The following is an 18,743-nucleotide window of genomic DNA, read 5'->3' as shown; positions in this document are numbered from 1 at the left end:
CTGGTTGAGGAGGGGTGGGCGGGCACCGCGTACGTTCCCGGCGCTGAGCGGTTGGACCACTCCGGCTGGGGAGGCACATACGCGCGGGCGCGCCGCACACGCGCCCTGGGCCCCGGATGAGGGGTGTAAAGGTCTTTCTTACCGGACGGACCGGGCCTCTTACGAGTCGGTATCGACTCGGTGACATGACTCATAGCCGAATATCTGGACAAGTCCACTAAGGGCTACAAAGGCCGTCCGTAGGTCGAGACGCACCGGAGATTCTCCGGGGCAGCACGCACTTTCCAACAGATGGTCCGGCCCTGCGGTACCGGCCCGTTGAGGTTCGGGGGTCGCCCGTTACCCGATTTTGACATGACGGGCCCCCTGTTTGGGTGAGTCCGAATGGCAAGATGCCCTAATCACACAAGGTGGCGACACTCGAAGGTGCGTGCGTGCCCACCTGACCAGCACTCCCTCACCGCCGGAGGATTCCGATCATGACCGCAAGCACCCTCTGTCGTACGACCGCGAAGTCCCGGATTGCCGCGGTCTGCGCAGTCGCGGTCGCCGGCACGCTGCTGCTGACCGCCTGTGGCGACCAGACCGAGAGCGGCTCGACGAAGCCCGGTGACGGCACGTCCGAGAACAGTGCCCCGCTCTTCGACAAGCTTCCGGAGAAGTACCAGAAGTCCGGTGTCATCAAGGTCGGCACGAATGCCGAGTACGCCCCGATGGAGTCCGTCGAGAACGGGAAGATCGTCGGCGTCGACCCGGATCTCGCCGAGGCCCTCGGCAAGCAGCTGGGCGTGAAGTTCGAATTCACCTCGGGCTCCTTCGACGGTCTGATCACCGCTCTCAACACGGGCCGCCACGACATCGCCATGTCGTCGATCACGGACAACAAGCAGCGCCAGGAGGGCCTGGACGACAGCGGCAAGAAGCTCGGCAAGGGTGTCGACTTCGTCGACTACTTCCTGGCCGGCACCGCCGTCTACACGAAGAAGGGCAACCCCGAGGGCATCAAGTCCATCGAGGACCTGTGCGGCAAGGTCGCGGCTGTCCAGCGCGGCACCACGTACGAGGAAGCCCTGAAGAAGCAGTCCAAGGCCTGCACGGACGCCGGTGAGAAGGCCGTCAAGATCGAGTCCTTCGAGAACGACACCGAGGCCCAGACCCGCGTGAAGTCGGGCGGCGCCGTCGCCGGTGTCAACGACTACCCAGTCGCGGTCGACCTGGCCCGCAAGGCCGGCGGCGGCAAGGACTTCGAGGTCGTCGGTGAGCAGGTCGACGCCGGCCCGTTCGGCATCGCCGTGAACAAGGACAACACCGAGCTGCGCGACGTGCTCAAGGAGGCCGTGGACGCGATCATCGCCGACGGCTCCTACAAGAAGGTGCTCGACAAGTGGGGTGCCGGTACCGGCGCGATCGACAAGGCCGCCATCAACGGCGGCAAGTGACCGGCGCACCACCGAAGGGCAGTCACCGTGACTGACAAGTTCGACAAGGTGCCCGGCGGCCCATCCGTCGCCGCCGCACCCGTCTCCAAGGCCACCACCGTCGCACCGGAGACCATCAAGGCCATTCCCGTCCGGCACTACGGCCGCTGGATCAGCGGCGTGGTCGTCCTCGCTCTGCTCGCCGCCCTGGCGTACGCCTTCTCGCAGGGCGACATCCAGTGGCAGGCGGTCCAGGACAAGCTGTTCGACGACACCGTCCTGGCCGGGGCCGGCCGCACGCTGATGATCAGCGTGCTCGCCATGGTCCTCGGCGTGGTCCTGGGTGTGGTGCTCGCCGTCATGCGGCTCTCCAGGAACCCGGTGACCAGCTGGGTGGCGTGGCTGTACATCTGGTTCTTCCGCGGCACCCCCGTCTACGTACAGCTGCTGCTCTGGTTCAACCTGGCCCTGATCTTCCCGGTCCTCAACATCCCGTTCGTCTACAAGGACGAGATGACCGACGTGATGACGCCGTTCATGTGCGCACTGCTGGGGCTCGCCCTCAACGAGGCCGCGTACATGGCGGAGATCGTCCGGGCCGGTATCCAGTCGGTGGACGAGGGCCAGACCGAGGCCTCGCACGCGCTCGGCATGACCCAGGCGAAGACCATGCGCCGCGTCGTCCTTCCGCAGGCCCTGCGCGTGATCATCCCGCCGACCGGCAACGAGTTCATCAACATGCTGAAGACCTCGTCGCTGGTGTACGCGGTCACCTACAACGAGCTGCTGCGCTCCACCTCGCAGATCGGCTCGACCAGTTACGCGGTGATGGAGATGCTCTTCGTCGCCTCCATCTGGTACATCGTGATGACCAGCGTGTTCAGCGTGGGCCAGTACTACCTGGAGCGCCGTTACGCCCGGGGCAGCCTGCGCAGCCTGCCGCTCACACCGTTCCAGCGGGCCAAGGTCGCCCTCACCTCCTTCAGCAACCGCCCCTCCGGAGGTGTTTCCGCATGACCGCCATGGTGAAGGCCGAGGGCGTACACAAGTCCTTCGGACCCGCGCACATCCTCAAGGGCATCGACCTGGAGGTCGCCCCGCGTGAGGTCTTCTGCCTGATCGGCCCGTCGGGCTCCGGCAAGTCGACGTTCCTGCGGTGCATCAACCACCTGGAGCAGATCAACGCCGGGCGTCTGTACGTCGACGGCGACCTGGTCGGCTACCGGCAGAAGGGCGACCGGCTCCACGAGCTCAAGGACAGCGAGGTCGCGCTGCAGCGCCGGGACATCGGCATGGTCTTCCAGCGTTTCAACCTGTTCCCTCACATGACGGCTCTCGAGAACGTCATGGAGGCGCCGATCCAGGTCAAGGGCGAGGCCAAGGCCGTCGCCCGGGCACGGGCGGAGCGCCTCCTGGACCGGGTCGGCCTGTCCGACAAGGCGAAGAACTACCCGTCCCAGCTCTCCGGCGGGCAGCAGCAGCGCGTGGCCATCGCACGTGCCCTGGCCATGGAGCCGAAGCTGATGCTCTTCGACGAGCCGACGTCGGCGCTCGACCCGGAGCTGGTCGGCGACGTCCTCGACGTCATGCGCGGCCTGGCCGAGGAGGGCATGACGATGATCGTCGTCACGCACGAGATGGGCTTCGCCCGCGAGGTGGGTGACGCTCTCGTCTTCATGGACGACGGCGTCGTGGTCGAGTCCGGCCACCCGCGCGACGTCCTGACGAACCCGCAGCACGACCGGACGAAGTCCTTCCTGTCGAAGGTGCTGTAGCGGCGGCCGGGAGTACCGCGGCAGCGTCGCGGAAACGAGGAGGGCGGTACGGATCCGGTCCGTACCGCCCTCCTCGTTTCCGCCGCCCGCTTCGTCAGCAGCCGCGGCGGGCCCGGTCCGCCCCTACTTCACCGCGAGCACCAGGCTGTCCGACGGCGAGGCCCAGACCGCGCGCGCCTCGCCGAAGCCGGCCTCGCGGAGGGTGTGCGCGTGCCAGTGGACGGACGGCATGTCGCCGTCCGCGTGCTCGCCGTAGATCGCGAAACGCTCGGCGGTGGGCGCCGCGAGCACGGGGTCCTTCGCGGCGAGGGCCCACCACTCGGCCCAGTTCAGGGCCCCCTCGGCCCGCGCCCGGTCCATGGCCGCGTGCCGGTGGGCCCGTTCGGCGGCGTTGATGCGCGGGGTGTCCCCGTCGATCATGTGGTCCGCGTTCATGAAGACCCCGCCGTCCCTGACCAGCCCGCCGATCTGCCCGTACAGGGCGGCGAGCGGCTCGCGGTGCAGCCAGTGCAGGGCCGTGGCGGTGAGGACGGCGTCGTACGACCGATGCGGGAGGCGTTCCGTCCAGGTGGCGTCCTTCAGGTCGGCGGTCACGAGGGTGACGCGACCGTCCCCCTCGAAGGTGCCGCGCGCGATGGCGAGCAGCGCGGGGTCGAGGTCGACCCCGGTACTCGTGGCGTTCGGGAACCGCTTGAGGAGCCGGTCGGTGATACTGCCCGTACCGCACGCCAGGTCCAGCACTCTCGGTTCGGGCCCCACGACGGCCTCGACCATGTCCAGCATCACCCGGAACCGCTCCTCGCGGTCCGGCATGTACCACTCCTGCTGCCTGTCCCAGCTCTCCTGCCAGGACTGCCAGTCGGTGCCCGTCGCCGTCACTCGAACCTCCACCTGTACCCGCGATCGTAATACCCATTGCATGCGACCACCCATTACACTGGTCGGCACATCGACCATAGACCCGCGCCGTAAGGACTACAAGTGGAATTGGCCTATTACTCGGACTACGCCGTGCGTCTGGTCAACACCGAGGAGCCGGCCCGCGGCAAGGACTCCCTCACCACGGTCGAGTCCATCCGTGACCTCTTCGGCGCCAACGCGCAGGCGGCCCGCCGCGCGACCGATGCGGACGTGACCCGCTTCCGGTCCGTCCGGGCCCGGCTGCGCGCGGTGTTCGAGGCGGCCGACAGCGGGGAGGAGACCCTCGCGGTCGACCTGCTCAACTCACTGCTGCTGGAGTTCCCGGTGAGCCCCCAGATCTCCGGCCACGACGCACGGGACGAGGACGGGAAACCGGACTGGCACATGCACCTCGCCGACCATCCGTCGAACGCGACGGCGGGCTTCGCCGCGATCGCGGCGATGGGCCTCGCCTTCCACCTCACCTCGCACGGTGTGGACCGTCTGGGCATGTGCGAGGCGGCGCCCTGCCGCAACGCCTACCTCGACACCTCGACCAACCGCTCGCGGCGCTACTGCTCGGACCGCTGCGCGACCCGGGCCAACGTCGCGGCCTACCGGGCCCGCAAGCGCCTGGAGACGGAACGCTCCGGCGAGACGCGGCGCACCGCGGCCACCGCCCAGCCCAGCAGCCCGAGCACCGAGCGCTGATCCTTTCGCAGCGGCCTGTACCGGGCCCGTACCCGGGCCAGCACGAGCTCTTCGGGCACCGTCCCGTAGTCCGTGCTGTCCCCGCCCGCGTACGCGTTGTCCCCCAGCACCCACCAGCCCCCACCGCGCCGCTCGACGGCCCGCTTGACGACCAGCAGGTCCTGCTGGAACGGGTGCCGCAGGATCACCACGTCCCCCGGACGCACGGGCGCTCCGCGCTGCACGAGCAGCCAGTCCCCGTGGTAGAGCGTGGGCACCATCGACGGCCCCGTCACCTCCACCACCTGGAACGGCCTGCGCGCCGCCCGCCCGCTCCACGGCTCCTGTGCCGGTTCCGGCATCTGTGGCACCTCCCGGTCCATCCTCCAGCACGCGGCGTGCGCACCGCTCCGCATTTCGGCCACGGTCCCGTCCTCATCCCGGACTTTTGGCCTAAGCCCTAGGGGGCAGCCGCAAAAAGCGGCTTCCTACGGAGTAATGTCCCACCTGAGAAGACGATCACGAGGAAGGACAGCTCCATGCTTTCCCGCCTGTTTGCCCCCAAGGTGAAGGTCAGCGCCCACTGCGACCTGCCCTGCGGTGTGTACGACCCGGCCCAGGCCCGCATCGAGGCGGAGTCCGTCAAGGCCGTCCAGGAGAAGTACCAGGCCAATGAGGACGCGGACTTCCGCACGCGCGCCGTTCTGATCAAGGAACAGCGTGCCGAGCTCGCGAAGCACCACGTCTCGGTGCTCTGGAGCGACTACTTCAAGCCCCCGCACTTCGAGAAGTACCCGGAGCTGCACCAGCTGGTCAACGACACCCTGAAGGCGCTCTCCGCGGCCAAGGCCTCGAACGACCCGGCCACGGGCCAGAAGGCCCTGGACCTGATCGCCCAGATCGACAAGATCTTCTGGGAGACCAAGAAGGCCTGATCCCGGGCCGGGCCGTCCGGCCCCGTGATGTAGCGGGTCGCTTCGGCCGTCCGTCCGCACCCGGCCCGTCGGCCGCCGTTCTCGGTGGTCGACGGGCCGGGTGCGGTCTTTCCCGACCGTCCGCCGGGTCAGGAACGCGGCAGGAGATGGCTGTAACTGTCGGGGTTCTCCTGGAGATAGGTGGCCAGGTCCTGGGCCGGGCGGCCCGTGAGGGCGGGGACGGCGCCGGAGACGGTGTCCAGCTCACCGGCCGCGATCGCCTCGTACGACGTGACCCATCCGGCCAGCTCCCAGTCCTCGGCACCGTAGTGGGCGCGGGAGGCGTAGGCCTCCTCCCTGGTCTCCGGCACGTACCTGATCTCGCGGCCGGTGCGCCGGCTCAGCTCCCCTGCCGCCTCGGCCAGGGTGAACGCCTCGGGGCCCGTGAGGTCGTACGTCGCACCGTCGTGGCCGGTTCCCTCGTCCAGCAGCACGGCTGACGCCGAGTCGGCGATGTCCTGGTGGGAGACCGCCGAGACCCGTCCCTCCCCGCCGGGACCGCGCAGGACGCCGTCGGCCCCCGTCATGGCGGGGATACCCGCGAGATACCAGCTGTCCCGGAGGAAGGTGTGGCGCACGCCGGTCATACGGATGTGCGCCTCGGTGTGCCAGTGGTCGCGCGCGAACGTGAACGTCGCGTCCGGTGCCGCGCCGAGGAACGACACGTACACGATGCGCTCCACACCCGCGGCGAGGGCCGCGTCCACCGCCGTGGTGTGTTCCAGCACCCGGTCCGGGCTCTCGTGCGCCGAGACGAGGAAGAGGGTGTGCGCGCCGTCGAGGGCACGGCGCATGGCCTCGCCGTCGCCGTACGCCGCGGGAGGCGCGGTGGCCGTGCCGGGCAGCCGGGGCAGCCGGGCGGGGTCGCGGCCGAGGAGACGTACGGGGACGCCGGTGCGGGCCAGCCGCGCGGCGACCCGCCCGCCGACCGCCCCGCTCGCGCCGGTCACCGCGACGAGGGCGCTGATCATCCCGCCTCACCCTCCCGCCGCGCCAGGGGCTCGGCCCAGGGACGCACATCCACGACCGCGCTCGCCGGCAGCGGTCCGTAGATGTGCGGGAACTCCTCGCCGCCCGGCTCCAGGGCCTCGTACCGGACGGGCGCCGCGAGCCGGCCGGGGTCGATGACGAGGACCACCAGGCCTTCGCTCTCGGCCCCGTACACGGCGCGTGCCACCGCGGGGAGCTGGTGGGGCAGCGAGCAGTGGATGAACCCCTCCTCCCGCAGGGTCCGGCCCCGGGTCGACATCTCGTACGTCCCCGCTGTGCGGGCGGCCTCCCACAGGGGCCGTTCCGTGAGGTGCAGCAGCTGTTCGGTCATCGGGCCACGCTAAGGGCTGCCGGGCGCCGCCAGGAGTTGCACCTCGGTCCGCGCGTCGAGACCGACGGCAGGGCGGTCGGGCCGCTGCGGGGCTGCGCCTCCCCGCTCGCACAGCCAGGCCCACGTGTCGGCGACGGTTTCCCCGACGGGCCTGCAACGCAGACCGGCGGCGTGCGCCTTGGCGGCGTCTCCCTGGTGCAAAGTGTCGTGGAGTTCTCCGGCCGGCAGCCAGAGCGGCAGGTCCGTCCACGGCTCGACGCCCGCCGCGAGGAGCACCTCGGGATCGGTCCAGCGCAGTCGGGCGCGGGAGCCGGTGACACGGACGCAGCTTTCCAGGAGTTCGCCCATGGTGGTGTGCCCCGGGTGGCTCACGGTGTTGTAGGCCCCCGACAGACCGTTGACCGCGGCGTCCAGGAGCCAGTCCGCGAGGTCCCGGGCGTCGATGTACTGGAGGCCGGCATCCGGCGGGCCCGGGGCGACGACCGGCCCGCCCCTGGCCGTCCGGCCCAGCCACCACGGCAGGCGGCCGACGTTCTCCCCGGGGCCGAGGATCAGTCCGGCCCGGGCCAGCAGCGCCCGTTCGCCGAATGCGTCGAGTGCCGCGAGCTCTCCACCGCGCTTGGCCAGGGCGTAGGAGACGTCGTGGCCGGCGTCGGGCGAGGCGCCCGTCACCAGGGGGCCGTCCTCCGCGAGCCCCGCCGGGGCGGGGTAGGCGTACACGGACCTGCTGGAGACGTAGCTGAAGTGGCCGGCGCTGCCGGACAGGAGCCGTGCGGCGTCCCGCACGGCCGAGGGGGCACCGCTCCACGTGTCGACCACCAGGTCCCAGGTGCCGCCGGCCAGTGCCCTGAGGCCCGCCTCGCCCGTGGTCCGGTCACCGGTAAGCGTCCGGACCCCGGCCGGTGGCGCGTGCAGGCCCCGGTGGAAGGCGGTGACCTCCCAGCCGCGTCCGAGCGCCGCGTCGGTGACCGCGCGTCCGACGAATTCCGTTCCGCCCAGCATCAAGAGCCTCATGCGGTGATCGTGCCCGTCGGGACGCGTGGAGGGAACGGGACCTCGCTCCTGGCAGAACTCCCGGCAGAACGGGGAACCGTGCTCACGGTGTGCGCGCGAGCGGACTGCGGTGGCGCAGCAGCCACCGGTGGTACTCCTCGGCCCGCCGTGCCGCGTCACGGTAGGCCGCCTCCAGTTCCTCGTACACGGCGTCCGTGTCCGCGCCGGGCCGCGAGACCAGCAGCAGCCGCACCGCCAGGGGGTCGCCGCGCAGGGGGCGGATCGCCATGTCCTCCCGGGGGCCGGAGGTCGGCTGGCAGGGGGCGACCGCCTCGCCGAGGACCACCAGGGACGCCGCCGTGAGGTAGTCGCCGTGCAGGACAGGCGGATCGAGGCCCGCCGCGCCGAGGACCCGGCGCACCCCGTCCCATTCACCGTCCACCGAGGGATCGACCATCCACCGGTCGTCCGCCAGGTCGTCGAGGTCGACCACCGGCCGTCCGGCCGCCGGGTGGTCCCGGGCCAGCGAGATGAACTGCGGTTCGCGCTCCAGCAGTACACGCTGTGCCAGGCCGTCAGGAACCGTCAGCGGGCAGCCCTCCACCTCGTGCACGAAGGCGACGTCGAGCCGGCCCGCCGCGACCGCTCCCAGCAGCGCACGGGCCGACACGTCCACCCGGAGCGAGATGTCGGTGCCGGGCAGTCTCACCCGGAGCCGGCGCAGCCAGCCGCCGATCACCCTGCTCGCGGTGGACCCGATCCGCAGGCCGGGCGCACCGGCCCGGGCCGCCTCCGCCTCCGCCAGCGCGGCACCGACCAGGGCCGACATGCCGTCCACCAGGGGGCGGGCCCGGCTGAGGACGGCACGCCCCAGGAGGGTCGGCCGGCAGCCCGTCCTCCCGCGGCGGAACAGCTCCGCGCCCATGCTCTTCTCGATTCGCTGGAGCTGGGTGGTCAAGGAGGGCTGACTCACGCCCAGCCGTCGTGCCGCCTGGTGCAGGCTTCCCGTGTCGGCGATGGCGCAGAGCGCCTTGAGGTGTCTCACCTCCAGCTCCATGACGGCGAGGGTATGACTGTTCGCGCTTCGAGCACCAGAGGCTTCAACCCCCTCTAAACGGGCCGATCCGGGGGGTGTCGGGGCGACCGGAACGTGCTGATTCTGTGTGGTTCCTGTCCGGGGCGATAGGGCGGCGCTATCGCCGGTTGACATCATCCGCCGTGGGCCCGGCTGCCCCGACACTCTCTCCGTACCCCCCACCCGTTCCCCGCCCGGCCTCCGGGCGGGGTTCATCGGACAGGCAGGAGACACCCCCCATGAGACACCCCAGGACAGCCGTCATGTCAGCCGTGGCCGGTCTCGGACTCGGCCTCGCCGCCGCGCTCGGCACCACCCCCGCGGTCGCCGCCGCCCCGTCCTCCGGATCCGCGGCCACCGTGGGCGCGGCGCAGGCCGGTTACGACGCGTACGCGGGGTCGAGCGAGAACGCCGCGTCGAACAAGGCCTTCTTCGACGCCGTCATGAAGTCGGTCGCCGAGAAGCGAGCCGCGAACCCGGGTGCGGCGGCGGTCACCGTGGTCTACAGCGCCGCCGGCGCCCCCAGCTTCCGGAGCCAGATAGCGAGCAGCACCAGCATCTGGAACAGCTCGGTCAGCAACGTGAAGCTGCAGGAGGGCTCGAACGCCGACTTCGACTACCGCGAGGGCAACGACTCCCGGGGCTCGTACGCGAGCACGGACGGGCACGGAAGCGGCTACATCTTCCTCGACTACGCCCAGAACCAGCAGTACGACTCCACCCGGGTCACCACCCATGAGACCGGGCACGTGCTGGGGCTTCCCGACCACTACACGGGGCCTTGCAGCGAGCTCATGTCGGGTGGCGGCCCCGGCCCGTCCTGCACGAACGCCTATCCCGACCCGGCCGAGCGCTCACGGGTGAACAGCCTGTGGCAGAACGGACTGGTGGCCGCCCTGGCCCGCACGGCGTCCTGACACCCGCAGCACAACGGGTAGCACCACAGCACAACGGGTACCACCAGCACCAATGGTGGCCACCGGTGCCGACGGTGGTCACCGGCACGATCGGTGACACCGTCGAGCACCCGGTGGGCGGGGCCGTTCCGTCGGAGCGGAGCGGCCCTCTGCGGCGCCCCCGGCCCTCCCCCGCCGCTCGGGCCGGTCGGGGCCGCCCCGGCCGGTCCGAGCGGGACACGGTGCGCCCGGCAGCCGGCTCAGCGCGTCGGACGCCGCCCTCAGGCCAGTTCGAGCGGGAAGGCACCCCGGTGCCCCGTGCCGGCCCCGTGCGCCGGACGCGGTTCGAACTCCCGGCAGCTCCATATCTCCTGGACGAAGCCGGTGCGCCGGTCCCAGAGGCCGGCGACGTCGTCCCCGTCGGCCACGTCGCGGTAGGCGTCCTTCGCACCGCGGAAGCAGGCGAGCCCGCCGGACAGACCGCGTACCGGGGCCGGGAAGTAGTCGGAGAAGGCGCAGGCTATGCAGGTCTGCAGGTGCATGTCCGGCGGCAGGGTCCGCTGGACCGTGGCCAGCGCGGCGGCGAAGTCGCCCTCGGCACGGTTCGACTCGTACACCGCGCCGTCCAGGTGAAGGGCGAGATACAGATCGGGATCCGCCCTTCGCAGGGACAGCAGGCAGCTGAGCGTGGCCTGGCGGACGGCCCCCGACACCGATACCGGCAACGGGAGGTCCCACTCCAGGACACAGTCGTCGAGCACCCCGTCCACCAGGTCGAACAGCCCCTCCGGGACCGGGGCGCCGGCCACGGGGCCCAGACCGTCGAAGCTCTCGCCCTCGAAGTCCGTACCCCGGACGCGGATACGGAGCTGCTGTCCGTCCGTGGTGAGAATGACGGCCTCGGAACCATGACGGTCCCGGTACCAGCCTGCCCACGACTCATCTGTCATGAGCAGGGACTGTAGCCCCTGCCCGCCGGCCCGCCCCGTGGCACCCTCCCCTTCGATGCGTGCGACGCCTCAACGGCGCTCATCAGCCGTGGGGTTCCCGCCACATGGGCCACATGGAGGGGCCGTGGGGCAGGTCGACGGTCTGCCCGGTGAAGACGAATCCGAGCCGCTCGTAGAGGCCGCGGCTGCGTGCGCTGCTCGCTTCCAGATAGGCGGGAAGGCCCTCCAGGTCACAACGGTCCAGGACCCCCCGCATCAGCGCCTCGCCGATGCCCTCCCCCTGGCGCTCCGGCGAGACCCCGATCATCAAGAGGTACTCATGCGCACGGTCGTGGGGGTGGACGGCCCCGGTCAGCCTCCCCACCAGCTCGGCCCGTTCGTTGTCGGGATCCGCGGTCGCCCTCATGAGCGCGGGGGTGTCGTCCTTCTCCGGCACACCCGCCGGCACGGAGAGCCAGAGGGCCGTCGCCGTGCCGTCCTCCAGAAGGTCGATCCGGCCTCCTTCCAGCGTGATGTCGGCGAAGACGCCGAGGAACGTCCCGTGCACCGCTCGCCGGTGCTCCTCGTCCGGGAAGACCCAGCCGCTCACCGGATCGTCGTGGAACGCCTCCTCCAGGATCCGTACGACCTGATCCCTGTCCCGCTGGTCCGCCTGCCGCACGCGTACGCCCATGAACGGCCCCGCCCCCTCATCCCGTCGTGACTCCGACCGACGCGGGGAATCCTAGGGTCGGGCGTGGGCCACGGTCACGGTCGGCCCGGATCAGTGGGTTCTGCGGGTGACGAATTCGGCCAGGGCCAGCAGGTCCCCGGTTCCGGCCGGCTCGGGCACCGCGCGGGACAGGTGGTGGACGGCCCGGGCCATCCGGTCCGCCGCTGCGGTCTGGGCCCAGTCCCTGCCGCCGGCCCGGTCCACCGCGTCGGCGGCGCCCCTCACCTCTGCCGGTGTGTTCATGGCGCCGTGGTACAGCGCGGCGAGCTCGGCGGCTGCCGGGGTGCCCGAGGTGAGAGCCGCCACCACCGGCAGGGACTTCTTGTGGGCCGTCAGGTCCGCCCCGACCGGTTTGCCGGTGCGGGCCGTGTCCCCCCAGATGCCGATCAGGTCGTCGATCAGCTGGAACGCCAGACCGGCTTCGCGGCCGAAGCCGTCCATGGCGCGGACGGCCCGCTCGTCCGCTCCGGCGTAGAGCGCGCCCAGTGCGCAGGCACAGCCGAGCAGGGCACCCGTCTTGGCCGTGGCCATGGCGAGGCACTCGTCCAGCGTGACGTCGTCCGGCCCGCGTCCCTCCAGGGCGCAGTCGGCCTGCTGCCCCGCGCAGAGCTCGATGACGCAGGTGGTGAGCCGCACGGCTGCCTGTGTGGAAGCCGGGTGGGGATCGTCCGCGAGCAGCCGCAGGGCGAGGGAGAGCATCGCGTCGCCGGTGATGACGGCGTCCGGCACACCGAACACCGCCCAGGCCGTGGGCCGGTGCCGCCGGGTGGTGTCCTCGTCGATGACGTCGTCGTGCAGCAAGGTGAAGTTGTGCGCGAGTTCGACGGCGACGGCCGCCCGCATCGCTGTCTCCGTGTCCCCTCCCAGCGCCCGCGCGGCGGCCAGGACGAGCGCCGGCCTGATGGCCTTGCCCGCCTGCCCGGAGGCGGGCGACCCGTCGGCGTTCTGCCAGCCGAAGTGGTACATGGCGACGCGGCGTATCGCCCCCGGCAGCGTCTCGACGGCTGCTCGCAGATGCGGGTCGACCGCGTCGCGGGTGTGCTCCAGGAGCGCGGCGGCCTTGTGCCCCTCCATCGCGGCATCCGTACTGGTCATGGTCACGGTCACTCCTTCCGGGCGCCACGGGGCACCTTGGACGCGGCCTCGGCTGCCGGGGCCCGGGCGGTCACCGCCCGAACCCCGGGGAGCGTCACCGCCAGCGGCTCACCTCGACGTTCTCCAGGACGCCGAGGGCGTCCGGCACCAGGACGGCCGCGGAGTAGTAGGCCGTGACGAGGTAGGAGATGATCGCCTGCTCGTCGATGCCCATGAAACGGACCGAGAGGCTCGGCTCGATCTCGTCCGGGATGCCGCTCTGCTGGAGCCCGATGACGCCCTGGTCCGCCTCGCCGGTCCTCATACAGATGATCGACGTCGTGCGGGCGTCGGTGACCGGGATCTTGTTGCACGGGAAGATCGGCACGCCCCGCCATGCGGGCACGTGGTGTCCGCCGACCTCGACGCTCTCCGGCACCAGGCCGCGCCTGTTGCACTCGCGGCCGAACGCGGCGATGGCCCGTGGATGGGCGAGGAACAGCTTCGACCCGCGCCGCCGCGACAGGAGCTCGTCCATGTCGTCGGGGCTCGGCGCCCCGTCGTGGGGCTGCAGCCGCTGCCCGTAGTCGCAGTTGTTGAGCAGGCCGAACTCCCTGTTGTTGATGAGCTCGTGCTCCTGACGCTCGCGCAGCGCCTCCACCGTGAGCCGCAACTGCTGCTCGGTCTGGTTCATCGGCTGGTTGTAGAGGTCGGCCACCCTGCTGTGGACCTTCAGCACGGTCTGGGCGACGCTCAGTTCGTACTCCCGGGGCGCCGACTCGTAGTCGACGAAGGTGTGCGGGACGACGCTCTCCCCCACGTGTCCCGCCGACAGGTCGATCTCCGCCTCGCCGTAGCGGTTGGTCCGCTGGTGGGGAATGGCGAGCAGCCGGGCGAGATGGTCACGGAGCGAGTCCGCACGCGCCGCGAGGTTGAGCACGTCCGACCGGCGGAGGGTCAGCAGCGTGCAGGCGGTCACCGCTCGGGCCGTGTACTCCCAGGTCGCGTCACCGTCGACCAGCACGTGGTCGCCGAAGTAGGCGCCGTCGGCCAGGACTCCGAGCACCGTCTCGTCGCCGTACGGCCCGGTCCCGAGCTTCTCGACCTTGCCGTGGGCCAGCAGGTGGACGCGGTCCGCCGCCTCCCCCGAGGCGGCGAGCACCTCGCCGGCCGCGACGTCGCGCTGTTCACACCTGCGCGCCAGCTCGGCCAGCACCTCCTCGTCACCGAAGTCACGCAGGGCGGGAAGTTCACCCAGCTCGGCGGGGATGACGGTGACACGGTCCCCCGTCTGGACGAACGTCACCCTGCCGTCCCCGACCGAGTGGCTCAGCCGGCGGTTCACCCTGTACGTGCCGCCCTGCACCTGCACCCACGGCAGCATGCGAAGCAGCCACCGCGAGCTGATCTCCTGCATCTGCGGGGCGGACTTGGTCGTCGTCGCGAGGTTCCGCGCAGCCGCTGTGCCGAGACTCTGCTGCGGCGGCTGCGTGTCGCGAACCTCTTCACCAACGGACATCCGACATCCTCTCGATCATGAACTGACCTGCGAGAGGAAGACTTGCAGTCGCAGCATGTGATGCGCTATTACACAAAAGAGTGTGACTATTCGGGCCCGGGTCGGGGCACATCGCCCGCATCCGGGGACGGCGCACCGGCCCCGGGGACAGCCGGAGGGATGTCATGAGGCGCCGAACCGGGCCCCAGGTCCTAGGACTTGCGCCCGCCCGGTGCCACGACCTCCGCCCGTTACGACGCCGTGGACGCCCGCCTAGCGTTCGTTTCATGGACACGACAGGCACGCTCGACGAGGCGCTCCAGCGGCTGCACACCTCGGGCCCCGAGCGGATCGGGCGGCTCACCAACCACGCGCCGATGGCCGTCGAGGCACTGACGGCCAACGGTCAGGCGGCGGCCGTGCACCGCTGGCTCGACCTGTACGCGTCCAGGCTCGAGGAGTTCCCCTCCGGTGTCGAGCCCGTGACGGACGCCGACTGGCCGTCGGCACTGGGCGACCCGCGCCGTGCCGCCGACTGGATCGGCTACTTCGGCCGGGAGCTCGCCGAGCGGCCGTGGCGCGACGTGCTCACCCGGTGGTGGCCCCGTCTCCTGCCCGGGATGTACGGCGGGTCGACGCATCCGGTGATCCGCGTGGGCCACGCCGTGCGCACACTGCTGGCGGGCGGGGACACCGGGCCGCGTCTGACCGAACTCGCGCACGGCCTCGGTTACTGGGCTGCCCGCCACCACCCGGTCAGGGGACTCGTCCCCGTGCCAGGTGCCGACAGTGCCGCGGCGGCCCTCGACGCGGTGCCGGCCGTCACGGCGAGGGCAGGCGGCTTCCCCGACCGGCTGCACCGCGTCAGGAACCTGCCGGTGTGGGCGGCCGCGGTCACGGACCCGGACGAGGCGCACCGGCGGCTGGTGGAGCTGGTGCGGGCGGCCACCCATCGGTATGCCACCCACGGTCACGGTGATGCCACGATGCTGGTCCACGCGGCCACCGCCCCGAACGCCGTCCTGCGGGCACTCCCCGCCCTCCCGCGGGTCCTGTGGGTGCCGAGCGTGCAGGCCGCCTGGACGGCCTCGGCCGCGGTGACCGCCATGTACGCGCCGGACGCCCCGGTGGCCTACGTCCCTCCGGGCCCGGTCACGCCCGGAGAGGTCTTCGAACAGGCCGTGGCCCACGGCGACGAACACGTCATCAAGCTGGCCGACACCGCTCTGGACCTCGGTGACGAGCGGGCGCTCGCGGCGGCGGTGCGTGCCGTCCGGCTCAGTGAGCCGCTGCGGTAGGCAGCCCGCTCACGCGCGTCCCGAGCGAGGGGCGGCCGGTGCACCGGGACACGCCCGCCCGGCCAGGCCACGGGCCGCCTGGAGGCCCCTCGGCCACCCTTCGGCCACAGGCTGCGCGGCGGGAGGCCGGCGGGCGCTCGACGGCCCGGAGCAGGGCGTCCGCCACCTGCGCGGAGACCGCCCGTCCGCCTTCCACCTGCGATCCGCGCACCGTCCGCCGTGCGGCGCGGACGGCCTCGTCGACGGTGGACCGCGGCGGCGTGCGGCGCTTACCGGGTCGCGGCGACGGAGACGGGTCCGGCGAGCCGGCGGGTGCCGTCCACGGGACGCCTTCCGGCAGTGTCACCTTTCCGACGACAGTGCAGTTGTCATCGTTTGGATGACATGCTACAACGGTGTCAGACACAGCGCATTGGCAGTTTCTGCCTGACCGATGGAGGTGTTTTCGCGATGTTGATGCGCACCGACCCGTTCCGCGAACTCGACCGTCTCGCCCAGCAGCTCACCGGTGTCTCCGGGACCTGGTCCAGGCCGTCGGCGATGCCGATGGACGCCTATCGCGAGGGCGAGGAGTACGTGATCGCCCTCGACCTGCCCGGTGTCACCAAGGACGCGATCGACATCGACGTGGAGCGGAACATGCTCACCGTCAAGGCGGAGCGCCGTCCCGTCGCGACCGGCGACGAGGTGCAGATGGAGCTCGCCGAGCGCCCGCTGGGCGCCTTCTCCCGGCAGCTCGTCCTGGCCGACACCCTGGACACCGAGCGCATCAGGGCCGACTACGACGCGGGGGTGCTGACCCTGCGGATCCCGATCGCCGAGCGCGCCAAGCCGCGCAAGATCGCCATCGGCGGAGAGTCCACCCCCAAGCAGCTCGGCACCTGAGGGAGCCGTTGCCCACCCGCGCGGGCCCTGCCCCCGGCGCTCCACTCAGCACCCCGTCCGCCGCGCAGCGGTGAGCTGTCCCGCCACACCGGCCGTCCGGCCCCCGGGCCCGGCCGGCGTCCGCTGACCCAGCGACGCCGGACCGTCCTCCTGAGCGGTCGGCGTCGCGGAGGCGGGCCAGCGGCCACGGCGCGGACACGCCCCCCGGGCACGGGCGCCCTCATGGGCACCCACCCCGCACATCCGACGTGACGAGTCACTCCGAGATCAGCCCCGCGGCTGCCGTATCGCCCGGCCGAACGGCAGCCGCCCCGTCGAGAAAGGCATTCCACCGATGCGTTCCCTGCGTGAACGGAACACCGCTGCCACGGGCATGACGTTCGACCAGATGCTGGAGAGGATCAGGTACGAGGGCGCCTACCCCACACGCGAACGAGCGGAGGCAGTCACGCACGCGGTGCTGGAGGGCCTCGGCCGTCAGCTCGCCGGGGACGAACGCGTCGCACTCGCCGCCTGCCTCCCCGTGGAGGCCGCCCTCACCTTCACCGCCCAGGCGCCCGACACCGGCCAGCTGACCGGGTGGGGGTTCGTCAAGGACCTCGCCGCCCGCACCGGTGGCACCCCCGCCACCGCGCGCTGGGACGCCGGCGCCGTCCTGGCGACCGTGGCCCGCCTCACGGACCCCGGCCTCCTGGACCGCGTCCTCGGCCGGCTTCCTTCCGGTTACGCCCTGCTGTTCGGGCGCGCGGAGCTCATCCAGGCGGCCTGAACGGTCCGGACCACCGCGGGCGCCGGGGCCGGGGCGCGGTGGTCCCTCACGTCAGCGGTGCCCCCGACACGACGACCTTGCCCGGGTTCAGGATGCCGTGCGGGTCCAGGGCCGCCTTGACCGCTCGCTGCATGGCGAGGTTGACGGGGCCCACCTCGCGGTCCATGCCCCCCATCTTCAGCAGGCCGACACCGTGTTCGCCGGTGACCGTGCCGCCGAAGGAGATGGCCGCGTCGAGGATGTCCTCGAAGGCGAGCTGGGCGCGGGCCCTGGCCGCGTCGTCGCCCGGTTCGGTGATGATCAGCGGGTGGAGGTTGCCGTCGCCGGCATGCGCGATGTTGGCGATCAGGACGTCGTGCTCGCGTGCGATCTCCTCGATGCGCGCGAGCATCAGCGGCACCCGGGACCTCGGCACGACCACGTCCTCGGTGAGCACCGGTCCCAGCCGCTCCAGCGCCGGGTAGGCGAGGCGGCGCGCCTGGAAGAGGGCGTCCGCCTCGGCCTGGTCGGTGGACACCTCGGCCCAGGCCGCGCCGGCCTCCGCGAAGCAGGCACGTACGGCTTCGGCCTCGGCGTCGCCCGCCGCCCCCGGGGTGTCCACGCGGCCGAGCAGGATGGCGTCCGCGTCGGCCGAAAGACCCATGTTCTTCCACTCGTCGACGGCCTTCAGGCAGTGCCGGTCGAGGAGTTCGAGCGCCGAGGGCACGATGCCCGCCGCCGTCACCCGGCTCACCGCGTCGCCTGCCGCGACGAGGGAGTCGAAGAAACCCGCCACCGTGCGCTCCGGGGGGCGGGCTCCACGCAGCTTCACGGTGATCTCGGTGATCACACCCAGAGTGCCCTCGGAACCGACGAGCAGGCCGCACAGGTCGTACCCGGCCACCCCCTTGGCGGTGCGCCGCCCGACCCGCACGACCTCGCCCAGGCCGTTGACCGCTTCGAGGCCGAGCACGTAGTCGCGGGTCACCCCGTACTTGACGCAGCACATGCCCCCCGCGTCGGTGGCCGTGTTGCCGCCGATGGTGGACCAGGGCGAGCTCGCCGGGTCCGGCGGGTACCAGAGGCCCTGTTCCGCGCAGGCGGCGCGCAGGTCGTCGTTGACCACGCCCGGCTGCACGACGGCGAGGCGCTCCACGGGGTCGATCCGGAGGATCCGGTTCATGTCCTCGAAGGAGAGGACCACGGCGCCGTCGACCGCGTTGGCGCCGCCCGAGAGGCCCGTACCGGCTCCGCGCGGGACCACCGGGATCCGGTGCCGGACGCAGTGCGCGACCACGGCCCGCACCTCGTCCGTGTCCTGTGGGCGTACGACGGCGAGGGGCAGCCCCGCCGGGGCCCACTCCGCCTCGTCGTGCGCGTAGCGGCCCAGGCTGTCCGGGTCGGTGATGACCTTGCTCGCCGGTATCCCGTCGGCTGCGTTCGGTTTCGGCACGGCCGCTGACCACCCTTCTTGCCCACGCGCGCCCCGCATCCGTCACGGGGCCGCACCCACCATGATGACGCGGCCCCTCGCCC

Annotated in this window: 20 protein-coding genes; 9 read left to right on the top strand and 11 right to left on the bottom strand. The window is 71.6% G+C overall.

The features are described 5' to 3' along the window. Window positions 1-479 precede the first annotated feature (479 nt). Genes ACHFIV_RS04700 through ACHFIV_RS04690 form a run of 3 tightly spaced genes read left to right on the top strand, consistent with a single transcriptional unit; the run spans window position 480 to window position 3,193 of the window. On the top strand, window positions 480-1,439 hold the full coding sequence (locus ACHFIV_RS04700; RefSeq protein ID WP_398963812.1) for an ABC transporter substrate-binding protein: 960 nt from the start codon (window positions 480-482) through the stop codon (window positions 1,437-1,439). Window positions 1,440-1,466: 27 nt separating this feature from the next. After that, a complete protein-coding gene (locus ACHFIV_RS04695; RefSeq protein WP_398963810.1) occupies window positions 1,467-2,435 on the top strand; it encodes an amino acid ABC transporter permease in 969 nt (322 codons plus the stop codon). Then, on the top strand, window positions 2,432-3,193 hold the full coding sequence (locus ACHFIV_RS04690; RefSeq protein WP_398963807.1) for an amino acid ABC transporter ATP-binding protein: 762 nt from the start codon (window positions 2,432-2,434) through the stop codon (window positions 3,191-3,193). The genes ACHFIV_RS04695 and ACHFIV_RS04690 overlap by 4 nt, the downstream gene beginning before the upstream one ends. A 123-nt stretch (window positions 3,194-3,316) precedes the next feature. Here ACHFIV_RS04690 and ACHFIV_RS04685 read toward each other — a convergent pair whose 3' ends face one another. Beyond that, window positions 3,317-4,114 carry a class I SAM-dependent methyltransferase gene (locus ACHFIV_RS04685; RefSeq protein WP_398963805.1) on the bottom strand — a complete coding sequence of 266 codons (798 nt, stop codon included), beginning with the start codon at window positions 4,112-4,114 and terminating at the stop codon, window positions 3,317-3,319. Between the two features lie 60 nt (window positions 4,115-4,174). Here ACHFIV_RS04685 and ACHFIV_RS04680 point away from each other — a divergent pair, with 60 nt between their 5' ends. Continuing rightward, a complete protein-coding gene (locus ACHFIV_RS04680; RefSeq protein WP_398963803.1) occupies window positions 4,175-4,804 on the top strand; it encodes a CGNR zinc finger domain-containing protein in 630 nt (209 codons plus the stop codon). Here the strand turns inward: ACHFIV_RS04680 and sodX are convergent. Further along, window positions 4,708-5,145 carry a nickel-type superoxide dismutase maturation protease gene (gene sodX / locus ACHFIV_RS04675; protein ID WP_398963801.1) on the bottom strand — a complete coding sequence of 146 codons (438 nt, stop codon included), beginning with the start codon at window positions 5,143-5,145 and terminating at the stop codon, window positions 4,708-4,710. The genes ACHFIV_RS04680 and sodX overlap by 97 nt on opposite strands. Before the next feature lie 177 nt (window positions 5,146-5,322). On the opposite strand from sodX, the gene sodN reads away from it, so the two are divergent. Then, complete coding sequence (gene sodN / locus ACHFIV_RS04670; RefSeq protein WP_398963798.1) at window positions 5,323-5,718, top strand: superoxide dismutase, Ni; 396 nt, start codon at window positions 5,323-5,325, stop codon at window positions 5,716-5,718. Between the two features lie 128 nt (window positions 5,719-5,846). Here sodN and ACHFIV_RS04665 read toward each other — a convergent pair whose 3' ends face one another. From ACHFIV_RS04665 to ACHFIV_RS04650, 4 genes are all read right to left on the bottom strand, one after another. Continuing rightward, a complete protein-coding gene (locus tag ACHFIV_RS04665; RefSeq protein WP_398963796.1) occupies window positions 5,847-6,728 on the bottom strand; it encodes an SDR family oxidoreductase in 882 nt (293 codons plus the stop codon). Then, window positions 6,725-7,078 (bottom strand): DUF952 domain-containing protein, encoded by a 354-nt coding sequence (locus ACHFIV_RS04660; protein ID WP_398963793.1) that lies wholly within the window; start codon window positions 7,076-7,078, stop codon window positions 6,725-6,727. Before ACHFIV_RS04660 ends, ACHFIV_RS04665 begins: the two co-directional genes overlap by 4 nt. A gap of 9 nt (window positions 7,079-7,087) precedes the next feature. Next, entirely contained in the window at window positions 7,088-8,092 is a 1,005-nt protein-coding gene (locus ACHFIV_RS04655; RefSeq protein WP_398963790.1) for an NAD-dependent epimerase/dehydratase family protein, read from the bottom strand. A gap of 82 nt (window positions 8,093-8,174) precedes the next feature. After that, the gene (locus tag ACHFIV_RS04650; RefSeq protein WP_398963787.1) at window positions 8,175-9,128 is read right to left on the bottom strand and encodes a LysR family transcriptional regulator; all 954 of its coding nucleotides are present in this window, start codon (window positions 9,126-9,128) and stop codon (window positions 8,175-8,177) included. Window positions 9,129-9,385: 257 nt separating this feature from the next. Here ACHFIV_RS04650 and snpA point away from each other — a divergent pair, with 257 nt between their 5' ends. Next, window positions 9,386-10,063 carry a snapalysin gene (gene snpA, locus ACHFIV_RS04645; RefSeq protein ID WP_398963783.1) on the top strand — a complete coding sequence of 226 codons (678 nt, stop codon included), beginning with the start codon at window positions 9,386-9,388 and terminating at the stop codon, window positions 10,061-10,063. Between the two features lie 260 nt (window positions 10,064-10,323). On the opposite strand, the gene ACHFIV_RS04640 is transcribed toward snpA, so the two are convergent. The 4 genes from ACHFIV_RS04640 to ACHFIV_RS04625 form a co-directional block, all read right to left on the bottom strand. After that, complete coding sequence (locus tag ACHFIV_RS04640; protein WP_398963782.1) at window positions 10,324-10,992, bottom strand: DUF6304 family protein; 669 nt, start codon at window positions 10,990-10,992, stop codon at window positions 10,324-10,326. A gap of 82 nt (window positions 10,993-11,074) precedes the next feature. Then, entirely contained in the window at window positions 11,075-11,665 is a 591-nt protein-coding gene (locus tag ACHFIV_RS04635; protein ID WP_398963780.1) for a GNAT family N-acetyltransferase, read from the bottom strand. Between the two features lie 90 nt (window positions 11,666-11,755). After that, a complete protein-coding gene (locus ACHFIV_RS04630) occupies window positions 11,756-12,799 on the bottom strand; it encodes a family 2 encapsulin nanocompartment cargo protein polyprenyl transferase (protein ID WP_398963777.1) in 1,044 nt (347 codons plus the stop codon). A gap of 94 nt (window positions 12,800-12,893) precedes the next feature. Continuing rightward, window positions 12,894-14,297 (bottom strand): family 2B encapsulin nanocompartment shell protein, encoded by a 1,404-nt coding sequence (locus ACHFIV_RS04625; RefSeq protein WP_398963773.1) that lies wholly within the window; start codon window positions 14,295-14,297, stop codon window positions 12,894-12,896. Window positions 14,298-14,563: 266 nt separating this feature from the next. Between ACHFIV_RS04625 and ACHFIV_RS04620 the strand changes: the two genes are divergently transcribed. From ACHFIV_RS04620 to ACHFIV_RS04610, 3 genes are all read left to right on the top strand, one after another. Further along, window positions 14,564-15,574, top strand: coding sequence for a questin oxidase family protein (locus ACHFIV_RS04620; protein ID WP_398963770.1), 1,011 nt, complete (start codon window positions 14,564-14,566; stop codon window positions 15,572-15,574). Window positions 15,575-16,024: 450 nt separating this feature from the next. Next, entirely contained in the window at window positions 16,025-16,459 is a 435-nt protein-coding gene (locus ACHFIV_RS04615; protein ID WP_398963767.1) for an Hsp20/alpha crystallin family protein, read from the top strand. 334 nt (window positions 16,460-16,793) lie between these two features. Further along, a complete protein-coding gene (locus ACHFIV_RS04610) occupies window positions 16,794-17,228 on the top strand; it encodes a DUF2267 domain-containing protein (RefSeq protein ID WP_398963766.1) in 435 nt (144 codons plus the stop codon). A gap of 46 nt (window positions 17,229-17,274) precedes the next feature. Here ACHFIV_RS04610 and ACHFIV_RS04605 read toward each other — a convergent pair whose 3' ends face one another. Then, entirely contained in the window at window positions 17,275-18,699 is a 1,425-nt protein-coding gene (locus tag ACHFIV_RS04605) for an FAD-binding oxidoreductase (RefSeq protein ID WP_398963763.1), read from the bottom strand. Between the last annotated feature and the right edge of the window lie 44 nt (window positions 18,700-18,743).

The organism is Streptomyces sp. ALB3 (assembly GCF_044385685.1).
Lineage (GTDB): Bacteria > Actinomycetota > Actinomycetes > Streptomycetales > Streptomycetaceae > Streptomyces.
Note: the sequence above shows the minus strand (reverse complement) of the source record. Positions and strands in the feature narration are given on the sequence as shown.